Source organism: Cronobacter muytjensii ATCC 51329 (genome assembly GCF_001277195.1).
Lineage (GTDB): Bacteria > Pseudomonadota > Gammaproteobacteria > Enterobacterales > Enterobacteriaceae > Cronobacter > Cronobacter muytjensii.
Window position 1 is genome coordinate 696,763 of record NZ_CP012268.1, and the last position, 11,511, is coordinate 708,273.

Annotated in this window: 10 protein-coding genes; 4 read left to right on the forward strand and 6 right to left on the reverse strand. The window is 58.6% G+C overall.

Features of this window, described 5'->3' with window-relative positions:
• Positions 1-18: 18 nt before the first annotated feature.
• The 3 genes from AFK63_RS03305 to trxC all read right to left on the reverse strand — a co-directional run bounded on the left by AFK63_RS03305 (position 19) and on the right by trxC (position 3,911).
• Positions 19-2,679, reverse strand: a complete 2,661-nt coding sequence (locus tag AFK63_RS03305; RefSeq protein ID WP_038861180.1) for a bifunctional acetate--CoA ligase family protein/GNAT family N-acetyltransferase — start codon at positions 2,677-2,679, stop codon at positions 19-21.
• Between the two features lie 33 nt (positions 2,680-2,712).
• Positions 2,713-3,414, reverse strand: a complete 702-nt coding sequence (locus AFK63_RS03310) for a tRNA-uridine aminocarboxypropyltransferase (protein ID WP_038861184.1) — start codon at positions 3,412-3,414, stop codon at positions 2,713-2,715.
• A 65-nt stretch (positions 3,415-3,479) separates the two neighbouring features.
• Entirely contained in the window at positions 3,480-3,911 is a 432-nt protein-coding gene (trxC, locus tag AFK63_RS03315) for a thioredoxin TrxC (RefSeq protein WP_038861188.1), read from the reverse strand.
• Positions 3,912-4,120: 209 nt separating this feature from the next.
• On the opposite strand from trxC, the gene AFK63_RS03320 reads away from it, so the two are divergent.
• A complete protein-coding gene (locus AFK63_RS03320) occupies positions 4,121-5,185 on the forward strand; it encodes a tRNA/rRNA methyltransferase (RefSeq protein WP_038861191.1) in 1,065 nt (354 codons plus the stop codon).
• Between the two features lie 56 nt (positions 5,186-5,241).
• On the opposite strand, the gene ung is transcribed toward AFK63_RS03320, so the two are convergent.
• The gene (gene ung, locus AFK63_RS03325) at positions 5,242-5,931 is read right to left on the reverse strand and encodes a uracil-DNA glycosylase (RefSeq protein WP_038861194.1); all 690 of its coding nucleotides are present in this window, start codon (positions 5,929-5,931) and stop codon (positions 5,242-5,244) included.
• A 306-nt stretch (positions 5,932-6,237) separates the two neighbouring features.
• Here ung and grcA point away from each other — a divergent pair, with 306 nt between their 5' ends.
• A complete protein-coding gene (gene grcA, locus AFK63_RS03330; RefSeq protein ID WP_007728348.1) occupies positions 6,238-6,621 on the forward strand; it encodes an autonomous glycyl radical cofactor GrcA in 384 nt (127 codons plus the stop codon).
• Between the two features lie 73 nt (positions 6,622-6,694).
• Here the strand turns inward: grcA and srmB are convergent, their stop codons facing one another.
• A complete protein-coding gene (gene srmB / locus AFK63_RS03335) occupies positions 6,695-8,032 on the reverse strand; it encodes an ATP-dependent RNA helicase SrmB (protein ID WP_038861198.1) in 1,338 nt (445 codons plus the stop codon).
• 128 nt (positions 8,033-8,160) lie between these two features.
• Between srmB and trmN the strand changes: the two genes are divergently transcribed.
• Positions 8,161-8,898 carry a tRNA(1)(Val) (adenine(37)-N(6))-methyltransferase TrmN gene (gene trmN / locus AFK63_RS03340; RefSeq protein ID WP_038861200.1) on the forward strand — a complete coding sequence of 246 codons (738 nt, stop codon included), beginning with the start codon at positions 8,161-8,163 and terminating at the stop codon, positions 8,896-8,898.
• Here trmN and nadB read toward each other — a convergent pair.
• Positions 8,883-10,502, reverse strand: a complete 1,620-nt coding sequence (gene nadB, locus AFK63_RS03345; protein ID WP_038861202.1) for an L-aspartate oxidase — start codon at positions 10,500-10,502, stop codon at positions 8,883-8,885. The two genes, trmN and nadB, sit on opposite strands and share 16 nt — an antisense overlap.
• Before the next feature lie 425 nt (positions 10,503-10,927).
• Between nadB and rpoE the strand changes: the two genes are divergently transcribed.
• Positions 10,928-11,503, forward strand: a complete 576-nt coding sequence (gene rpoE / locus AFK63_RS03350) for an RNA polymerase sigma factor RpoE (protein WP_004387373.1) — start codon at positions 10,928-10,930, stop codon at positions 11,501-11,503.
• The last annotated feature ends 8 nt before the right edge of the window (positions 11,504-11,511 follow it).

Sequence of the window (11,511 nt, forward strand, 5' to 3'; positions counted from 1 at the left end):
ACATTTCCAGTACCTTACTCATGAACCCGCGGGTTTTGTCAGCGCCAGACTCAGCCCGACGATGCCTTCATCCAGCTGAATATCGACGCTAAACCCAAGCTTGCGGGCCAGCGCCACCATCCCCTGATTATGCGGCATCGTAATGCCGTTGAGTCGCGAAAGCCCGTGATCGCGGGTATAGGCGATCAGTTTTTCCAGCAGCCGACGCCCCAGCCCGAGCCCTTTTAAATCGGAGCGCACCAGCACTGCGAACTCCGCATCGATATTATCCGGATCGGAAATCGCGCGAGTCACGCCGATGATCTCCTCGCCGTCCGCCTGCTGACGGACCGCCACAAAGGCCATTTCTCGATCGTAGTCGATCTGGGTCATATTGGCTAAATCATCATGGGTAAATTCATTGATCTCGCTAAAGTAACGGTAATAAAGATCCTCTTTCGTCACCTGCGAGATAAAGCGTTGCAGCTGCGGCTCATCTTCAGGAAGGATCGGGCGGAACAGACAGCGCTCGCCGTTTTTCAGCGCCACCCACTCTTCCAGATGGTGAGGATAGGGGCGCACCGCCAGGCGCGCGTCCGCGTCTCCGCTAAAGGGCGCCAGTTGCAGGGTGACGTCGAGCGCGGTGAAATCGCCGCCTGCGGCCAGCAGCGGATGAATATCCAGCCGCGCAATCTCCGGGCAATCCACCACCAGATTGGAAACCCGCACCAGTAGCTGGCTTAAGCCCGGAATATCCAGCGGGCGCAGCGCGCTGCGTCCGCGGATTTTGCCGCTCTTGATCGCCTGAATCACCAGATAGCGCGCCAGATTCATATTCAGCGGCGGCAGCGCCACCGCGGCTTGCTCTTCGGGGCGCCACTCCACGCCGCCTTCGCCCAGCATAATCAGCGGGCCGAAGACCGGGTCATGCTCCACTACCACCCGCAATTCCTGGGCGCCAGCGCGGTTCGCCATACTCTGCACCAGCAGGCCGTGAATACGCGCCTGCGGCCATGCCATTTTCACCCGATCCAGCATCGCGTCCGCCGCGCGCTGGACCTCATGGGCAGTGCGCAGGTAGAGCATCACCCCCTGCACCTCGGATTTATGCGCAATATCTGGCGAGCGCAGCTTCAGCGCCACCGGATAACCGATCTGCCCGGCGATATGCACCGCCTCCGCGCTGTCGCCGGCAATCCAGGTCGGCAGCGTTTGCAGGCCGTAGGCTTCAAGGATCGGGCGCACTTCATGGGTATCGAGTTGCGTTACGCCCTCGGAACATGCCTGCTGCAACAGCCGGTGCGCCTGGGCAGTATCCACCGTCAGCGTCGCCGGCAGCGCCGGGGTTTCACGCAGCTGTTTCTGGTTACGGCGGTACTCGACCATATGCATAAACGCGGTGACCGCGCCTTCCGGCGTGCGATAGGTCGGAATGCCGGCCTCGCTAAAGAGATGTCGCGCCTCCTGAGACGAAAACTCGCCACCCCAGTTAGTGATGAGCGTGACATATTTTCCGCGCGGGTGACGGTTGAAAAGCTCGATTAACGCGCGGGCGCTTTCGCTGCCGGGCGCGGCGGCGCTGGGGGAGTGGATCACCATCAGCGCGTCGAAATCGTGACTCTCCAGCAGCGCTTCGATGGCTTTCAGATAACGGGCGGGCGTCGCGTCGTCGCGCAGATCGAGCGGGTTATCGGCCTGAATGCCCTCCGGCAGCGCCTGTTGCAGGCGGGCCAGCAGGGCGTCGTCCAGAGCGGCGAGTTTGCCCTGGCGTAACCAGAGTTCATCCAGCGCCAGCGCGGCAGGCGCTGCGCCGTTACTGACAATCATCAGCCGCTCGCCGCGCAACGGGCGCATATGGCTTAGCGTTTCCACGGCCGAGAAGAGTTCGTGCGTGTCCTGCACGCGCAGCAGACCGGCGCGCTGGATAGCCGCGTCCCAGGCGGCGTCGAGCCCGGCGTGGGTATTCAGCAGACGGCGCGCGCTCGGACTGCGGCCGCTCTTAATCACCAGAATGGGCTTGTTGCGCGAGGCGCTGCGCGCGGCGGAGACAAAGCGCCGGGCGTCGCTCAGGTGTTCAAGGTAGAGGAGAATGGCGCTGGTTTTGCTGTCACGCGCCAGATAATCCAGCAGTTCGTCGACGTCGATATCCAGGCTGTCGCCAAGCGCGATAAACCACGAAAAACCGAGCTGGCGCTGCTGCGCCCAGTCGAGAATGGTATTGGAGACGGCGGCGGATTGCGAAATAAACGCGAGCTTGCCTTTACGGATAGGCACGGGTGAAAAGCTTGCGTTAAGACCCTGCCACGGCGCCAGCAGGCCTAAGCTGTTCGGGCCGAGCAGCCGCATCTGAAAGCGCGCCGCGCAGGCCAGCAGCCCGGCATGTTGTTCCGGCGGCGATGAGAGCACCAGGCAGGTTTTGCAGCCCTTTTCGCCGAGCGCCTCCAGCAGCGCCAGGTTGCGCTTTGCATGGGTGCAGAGCACGGCCAGATCGGGCGTAAACGGCAGGCTTGCGATATCCGGCCAGGCCAGCACGCCGCAGACCGCCTTCCAGGCAGGCGTCACTGGCAGAATCGGCCCGCTGAAACCGCCCGCCAGCAGATTACGCATCATCAGAAAACCGGCTCGGTCGGGTTTCATCGAGGCGCCGACCACGGCGATAGATTTGGGGCGTAACAGCGCTTCCAGGCCACGTTGGCTCATCATTTCCTCCGGCATCGAAGTGAACAGATGATTTTAAACGCTTTCTGTCTGCGTTGCTGTGATGCTGCCCTGATGATGAGGTTTACCGGCGAGATAGCGTTCGCGAAATAGCGCGAAATGATCGCTCAGCCCCTTCGCCGCAGCGGCGTCGCCCGCGCCATCCAGCAGCGCTATCGCCACTTCGGCTGTGCAGTACTGGCCATCGGCGTGCGCCTCGCGTAGTTGATACGCGGATACCCGCGTTAAATCCACGGAGATCAACGGCAGCGCGTCAAGGTAGGGGCTTTTGCGAAACATTTTGCGTGCTTCGGTCCAGGTGCCGTCGAGCATAATAAACAGTGGTGGTTTGCCGGTGCGCGGCGGGGCGCTCAGCACTTCACGGCCCGGATCGGCATAAGAAGCCGGGAACACCACCATCGGCTGATAATCGGGATTGGTGACCAGCTCAAGAAGCGCTGCGGGCGGATCGGTGCGCGACCATTGAAACGCCTGGGTATCCGGAAGAATATCGGCGATAAGCCTGCCGGTATTGCTGGGCTTCATAGGCTCGGTGTCAAACATCACCAGACAGAAACGGCTGCGGGCCGGCTGCGGTTGCAGCGTGTCGCACAGGCAGTGGCGTAAGGGCAACAGGCAACGCTGGCAGCGCTTTATGCGATTGCCGCGGGCGAGAAAAGGGCGGGTGGCGCGCGCGAGGCGCAGAGCGCGCAGGCGAAGAACGGCGTTTTCAGTCATTAGCGTCGACAAAAATGCCATTGTCGCAGAGGGAGAGACGGGGCACAAGATGCGCCCCGCAGGGGTTACACGGTCTCGTTGACGGCCTCATTAAGCCAGCTGTCGAATGGCGCTTTCGGCACGGCGCCGTTGAGCATGTCCACCATCTGACCTTTTTTGAACATCATAATGGTCGGAATGCTGCGAATGCGAAAACGCGCGCTCAGTTCCGGCTCCGCTTCGGTGTTCACTTTCACAAAGCGGATTTTGCCGCTGCGCTCTTCGGCGACATCTTCGAAGATCGGCGCAAAGCTACGGCACGGGCCGCACCACGGGGCCCAGAAATCGATAACGACCGGCAGGTCATCTTTAAGCAGCTGATCCAGCGTTTCGCTGGTGGCATTAATCACATCGCCGTCAAACAGCGCGTGGCCACAGCGGCCGCACTTCGCGCCGTCTTCAATACGCTCTTCATCCACGCGATTGACAGTCTGGCAGGCGGCACAAACGGTATTCATAGCTAACCTCTGGGTTGCAGGTGACAGAAACCGACGCGCAAACGTCGGCTATGTTTCGATAATGTTACATAGTATCTGCAACAATGTTTCGTAGCTCAAACCGTTTTATCCAATGAGTACAATAGTTATTAGCTTTTGCGCGAAAGAATGGCTAAGCGCGGATACATCGGGTAATCTGCGCGCTTCGCGCAGCGCAGGTGGAGAAAAGCATGAACGACAACGACGAATTTAAAGGCAAGAGCGGCAAGGTCAAAGTGATGTATGTCCGCAGTGATGATAATACGGACAAACGCAGCTCAAACCCACGAACTGGTAAAGGCGGCGGTCGTCCCGCTGGTGCCGGTAAACCGGAAGGCGGTCGTCGTGCTGCGCGTAATGACCGACCGGCCGACCGTGAACGCAGCCGTGACCGCGATCGCGACCGTGACGCCTCGCCGTGGCGCACCGTATCCCGCGCGCCGGGTGCCGAAGCGCCTGCGAAGCCGGATCACGGCGGCATCAGCGGTAAAAGCTTTATCGACCCGGAAGTGCTGCGCCGTCAGCGCGCCGAAGAGACCCGCGTCTATGGCGAAAACGCCTGTCAGGCGCTGTTCCAGAGCCGCCCGGAGTCTATTGTTCGCGCCTGGTTTATCCAGAGCGTGACCCCGCGCTTTAAAGAAGCGCTGCGCTGGATGGCGGCCAACCGCAAAGCGTATCACGTCGTGGACGACGCGGAGCTGACCAAAGCCTCCGGCACTGAGCATCACGGCGGCGTTTGCTTCCTTATCAAAAAACGCAACGGCGCGAGCGTTGAGCAGTGGCTGAGTAAAGCCGGCGAAGAAGATTGCGTGCTGGCGCTGGAAGACGTGGGCAACCCGCATAACCTCGGCGCCATCGTGCGCAGCTGCGCGCACTTCGGCGTGAAAGGCGTGGTGGTGCAGGATGCCTCGCTGCTGGAATCTGGTGCGGCGGTACGTACCGCCGAAGGCGGCGCGGAGCACGTTGAGCCGATTACCGGCGACAGCTTTGGCGACGCGCTGGCGCAGTTCCGCGCGGCCGGTTACGCCATCGTGACCACCTCCAGCCATAAAGGTACGCCGCTCTTTAAAGCGACGCTGCCGAAGAAAATGGTGCTGGTGCTGGGCCAGGAGCGCGAAGGGATTTCTGAAGCGACGCTTGCGAACGCGGATCTAAGCCTGTCTATCGACGGCACAGGCAATGTGGAAAGCCTGAACGTCTCCGTGGCGACCGGCGTTCTGCTCGCCGAGTGGTGGCGTCAGAATAAAGCGCAATAAAAAACGCCAGCGTGAGGCTGGCGTGATGAATGGCGAAACCTCCTGCGGGAGGTTTTTTATTGGGCGTTTTCCGGCACGACCGGCGTCCAGTCGATGGGCGCTTCGCCGCGGCTTTCCAGATACTGGTTGGTTTTTACGAAATGGCCGCAGCCGAAAAAACCGCGGTGCGCTGACAGCGGCGACGGGTGCGGCGCCTGCAACACATGGTGTCGGTCGCGGTCGATAATCGCGCCTTTTTTCTGCGCGTGAGAGCCCCACAGCAGAAACACCACGCCTTCACGATGCTCGTTAATCAGCGAAATGACTTTATCGGTAAACGTCTCCCAGCCGAGATTCGCGTGCGAGTGCGCTTTGCCAGCCTGCACGGTCAAAACGGTGTTCAGCAGCATGACGCCCTGGCGCGCCCAGCTCTCCAGATAGCCGTGGCCAGGCCGGGTAAAGCCCGGAATCGACTGCTCCAGCTCTTTATACATATTGACCAGCGAGGGCGGTGGCGCGACGCCCGGGCGCACCGAAAACGCGAGACCGTGCGCCTGGCCTGGCCCGTGATAGGGGTCTTGTCCGAGGATCACCACTTTTACATCGCCAAGCTCGGTAAAGCGGAAGGCGTTAAACACATCCTTCTGCGGCGGATAAATAGTGACGCCCGCGTCGCGCTCGGCGGCGACGGTGGTCAGGATCTTCTGGAAGTACGGCTTTTCTTTTTCATCGGCCAGCACGTCGTGCCAGGTGAGTTTATCTGTCATCTCGCTCTCCTGCGATTTTCTGTTCCCTAAGCTTAACGCCTTATTTCCGAAGAACAAAACCGCGCGGTGCCGCACGTGGATTTACAAAATTTCCCTGGTGCGGCGGGGCACGTAAGTTGATGTAAAACAATTCCTTTGTGCTATACCCTTACTTGGTGAGTGGTTTATTTTGATTTAAATCAAAGAATCAACGCCCTTTGGTGGTATATAAAACAATAAGACAACAATGGTTTTACCAATTAGCCAGCCGCTTGATGAATCACCCGCTGGCTGAACGCATCAAACAAGCCCACAGGGAGGCAAAATATGATCACCGGTATCCAGATTACTAAAGCTGCCAATGACGAACTGCTGAATTCTTTCTGGCTGCTCGATAATGAAAAAGGCGAAGCGCGCTGCGTATGCGCCAAAGCGGGTTTTAATGAAGACGACATCGTGCCGGTGAGCCAGCTCGGCCAGTTTGAATACCGTGAAATTCCGATGGAAATTAAACCGGAAGTGCGTGTGGAAGGCGGTCAGCACCTGAACGTTAACGTGCTGCGTCGTGAAACGCTGGAAGATGCCGTTAAGCATCCGGAAAAATATCCGCAGCTCACCATTCGTGTTTCCGGCTATGCGGTCCGTTTTAACTCGCTGACGCCTGAACAGCAGCGCGACGTTATCGCCCGTACCTTTACCGAAAGCCTGTAATCTCAGGCACAGGGCAACCGGCGGCGCGCCGTCGGCCCAGACAAAAAACCGCCAGCATCTGCTGGCGGTTTTTTTATGACTCGGCGTTGTCGGAAGACGGTGCCGCGTTGCCACTCGGCTTGCGGCGCTTGCCGATGTTTTTTGTATCGCGGTGACGTTTTTTCACGCGCGGCTTCTCTTTTTCTTTCTCTTTCTTCTTCTCTTCGCGTTTGGCGAGCGCTTTTTTGGATGGCTTGCCGGTGAGTTTTTCACTCGGCGCGCGCGTGGTCGGGCGCAGCTCGTCAATGACGCGGGCTTTCAACGGCTCGTTCAGGTAACGGCCCACTTTGCCCAGCAGCAGGTGATCGTGCGCTTCGACCAGCGAAATCGCGGTACCTTTACGCCCGGCGCGGGCGGTACGGCCAATGCGGTGCAGATAGGTATCGGCGGTGCGCGGCATATCGAAGTTAAAGACGTGGCTCACATCCGGAATATCAATACCGCGCGCGGCGACGTCGGTGGCAATCAACACATTAACGCGGCCGTCAGTCAGACGTTTGATCGCTTCGTTGCGCTTGACCTGCACCATTTCGCCTTCAAGGTAGCAGTTGTTGATGCCCGCTTCGCGCAGCCAGTTCGCCAGTTCATGCACGCGGTCGCGCTTACGCACAAAGACGATGGAGCGGGTGGCGTCCGGCTGTTTAAGCAGATGCACCAGCAGCGCGGTTTTATGTTCGATGTTATCGGCGCGGTAATACCACTGGTGGATTTTTTTACGCTCGCGGGTGGACGGCGTGGCGGATACCTCCACCGGTTCTTCCAGCAGGCGTTCGGCAAAATCTTTAATCGCATCGCCTTCCAGCGTGGCGGAGAACAGCATGGTCTGTTTGCGCCAGCGGGTTTCGCCGGCGATATGCTCGATGTCCTGCGCAAAACCCATATCCAGCATGCGGTCGGCTTCGTCGAGGATCAGCGTTTCCACGGCGCGGCAGTCAAAGTTTTCTTCTTTGATGTACTGCAGCAGACGGCCGGTGGTCGCGACCACGATATCCTGGTTTTCGCTGAAGACTTCCGCGTGGTTCATATAAGCCACACCGCCGGTAATCGTGGCGATATCCAGATGCGTGTGTTTTGCCAGTTCACGCGCCTGCTCGGCGACCTGCATCGCAAGTTCGCGGGTCGGCGTCAGGATGAGAATACGTGGCGGCCCCGATTTTTTGCGAGGAAAGTCGAGCAGATGCTGCAACGCCGGCAACAGATAAGCTGCCGTTTTACCGGTGCCTGTCGGCGCAGAACCGAGCACATCACGCCCGTCGAGCGCAGGCGGAATGGCGGCCGCCTGGATAGCGGTCGGGCGGGTGAAGCCTTTATCCTGGAGCGCGTCCAGCAGGCTTTCATCAAGTTCAAGTTCGGAAAAAGTGGTTACAGTCATTTTCTACCTCAGTGTGGGGCGCAGATTATAGACGTTCAGCGCCCAATGTTCATCCCTTTCCCGGCTTCTCCTTTTCCCCGGCGGCGCTTTCGCCTATGCTACAGCGGTTTTGTTACCAGGTCCTCATGATGTCTCAGCCAAAAACCCCGTTACGCCGCAACGGCTTTACCTTCAAACAATTTTTTGTCGCGCACGATCGCTGCGCCATGAAAGTCGGCACCGACGGCATTCTGCTGGGCGCGTGGGCGCCGGTGGCAAAAGCGCAACGGGTGCTGGATATCGGCGCGGGCAGCGGTTTACTGACGCTGATGCTGGCGCAGCGCGCGCCCCATGCGGTAACGCTGGACGCGGTCGAACTTGACCCGCAGGCTGCCGGGCAGGCGCGCGAAAACGCCGATGCCTCGCCGTGGGCGGCGCGTATTGTGGTGCACTGCGCGGATATTCAGGTCTGGACGCAGCAGCAGACGCAGCGGTACGACCTTATTGTCAGCAATCCGCCGTATTATGACAAAGGCGTCGCCTGTTCGACCCCCGCCCGTGAACAGGCGCGCTACACCACGACGCTTGATCATGGCGCGCTGCTCGCCTGCGCGGCGCAGCTTATTACCGAAGAAGGGTTTTTCTGCGTAGTGTTACCGGAAAGCAGCGGCGAAGCGTTCAGCCATCAGGCAGGCGAGCAGGGGTGGCATTTGCGTTTACGCACGGATGTCGCGGAGAACGAAGGAAAATTGCCGCACCGGGTACTGCTGGCGTTTTCGCCCGCGCCCGGTGAATGCTTTCGTGACGATGTGCTGATCCGTGGGCCGGATCAGCACTATTCACAGGCCTACTGCGCGCTGACCGAAGCCTTCTATCTGTTTATGTGAACCAGCGGCGAGAGCACGGAAGGGCCGGACTCCGGCAGCGCTTGCGGATAATCAAGGGTGTAATGCAACCCCCGGCTCTCTTTACGCATCATGGCGCAGCGCACGATAAGCTCCGCCACCTGCACCAGATTGCGCAGCTCCAGCAGATTATTGGAGACGCGGAAGTTGGCGTAATACTCTTCAATCTCCTGTTGCAACATCGTGATGCGTCGTAACGCCCGTTCCAGCCGCTTGGTAGTGCGCACGATACCTACGTAATCCCACATAAAGAGCCGCAGCTCGTGCCAGTTATGCTGCAACACCACCAGTTCGTCCGGGTGTTCGACCCGGCTTTCGTCCCAGTCAGGCAGCGTTTTCACATCGCGCGCGTAGGGCAGGCGCAGCCGGATATCTTCCGCCGCCGACCAGCCGTAAACCAGACACTCCAGCAGCGAATTCGAGGCCATGCGGTTCGCGCCATGCAGCCCGGTATAGGTCACCTCGCCAATGGCGTAGAGCCCGTCCACATCGGTGCGCCCGTGCTCGTCAACCATAACGCCGCCGCAGGTATAGTGCGCGGCGGGCACAATTGGCACCGGCTCTTTGGTGAGATCGATACCCAGGCCCAGCAGCTTTTCATAAATAGTCGGAAAATGCTGACGGACGAATGCCTCCGGCTTATGGCTGATGTCCAGATACATGCAGTCGGCGCCGAGGCGTTTCATTTCATGGTCGATAGCGCGCGCCACGATATCGCGCGGTGCAAGCTCGGCGCGCTCATCAAACTCCGGCATAAAGCGGCTGCCGTCGGGGCGCTTTAAATACGCGCCTTCGCCGCGCAGCGCTTCGGTCAGAAGAAAATTTCGCGCCTGCGGATGGAACAGGGCCGTCGGGTGGAACTGATTAAATTCGAGATTGGCGACGCGACACCCGGCGCGCCAGGCCATTGCAATGCCGTCACCCGAGGCGATATCCGGGTTAGTGGTGTACTGATACACCTTCGATGCGCCGCCAGTCGCCAGTACCACGGCTTTCGCGCGGCAGGTTTCCACGGCTTCTTTATTACGGTTCCAGACCCACGCGCCCACCACGCGACGGGTGCCCGGCAGGCCGATTTTGTCAGAGATAATTAAATCGACAGCGTTGTGACGCTCAAGAATACGGATGTTTGGGTGGCTCAGCGCTTTATCCATCAGCGTGGTGGCAACGGCTTTGCCTGTCGCGTCCGCGGCATGAAGTATACGCCGATGGCTATGGCCGCCTTCGCGGGTGAGATGGTAGCTCTCTTCGCCGTTAGACTGCACTTCGGTGTCAAACAGCACGCCCTGGTCAATAAGCCATTGTACGCAGTGGCGCGCGTTACCCGCGACAAACTCGACGGCGTCGCGATCGCAGATCCCGGCACCCGCGATAAGCGTGTCTTCAACATGCGAGGCGATGCTGTCGGTTTCGTCGAAAACCGCGGCGATGCCGCCCTGCGCATAAAAGGTCGAGCCTTCGCTCAGCGGGCCTTTACTCAATACCATCACCTGGCTGTGTTCCGCCAGACGCAGCGCCAGAGAAAGACCTGCGGCACCGCTCCCTACAATAAGCACATCACAGTGAAGTTCAGTTGTCGTTTTCATCGCGGGTGTTTAATTTACTAAACAAGGTTCGGCCAGCATAGCACCAGAATGCGAATTCAAACACGATTTTTTTAATCGTCGTTGTAATGACTAAACACAAGAAGGGAATTCCGCTTTATCTTCTCAGTGCACCACGGAAACGCTGCGTAACGCCGCGCATCCCAGAGATTTAAAGATGAAAAAATGGTGGGGTTGCGTTACCCTGCAAGCGGCCTGTGCAACAAAATACCGTCCTCGCAGGTCGTCATTCAGGTTGTGAACATATAATGAGTAGAACTGGCGTTCGCAATTGCTGCACAAAAACAAAGGCGTAACGGAACTTTCCGGATAAACGGCGCTCTAACCTTCTGCTTGCTCACAATGCAGAGTTCGGGTGGCATTTCGATTACGCGTGGAAATTCAGGTTTGGGGAGACATTACCTCGGATGAGCGAGCAGTTAACGGATCAGGTCCTTGTCGAACGGGTCCAGAAGGGAGATCAGAAAGCCTTTAATCTACTGGTCATTCGTTACCAGCATAAGGTTGCGAACCTGGTATCCCGCTATGTCCCCTCAGGCGACGTCTCTGATGTTGTTCAGGAATCTTTTGTTAAAGCCTGGCGCGCGTTTGATTCTTTTCGCGGCGACAGCGCGTTTTATACCTGGCTCTACCGTATCGCCGTTAATACGGCAAAAAACTATTTAGTCGCTCAGGGCCGTCGCCCGCCTTCCAGCGATGTTGACGCCAACGAGGCGGAAAACTTCGAAAGCGGCGGCGCGCTGAAAGAAATTTCGAACCCAGAGAACTTAATGTTGTCTGAGGAACTGAGACAGATCGTATTCCGTACCATTGAGTCACTCCCGGAAGATTTACGCATGGCAATTACGTTGCGGGAGCTGGATGGCCTGAGCTATGAAGAGATAGCGGCTATTATGGATTGCCCGGTCGGTACGGTTCGCTCCCGCATTTTCCGTGCGCGGGAAGCCATTGATAATAAAGTTCAACCGCTTATCAGGCGTTGACGATAGCG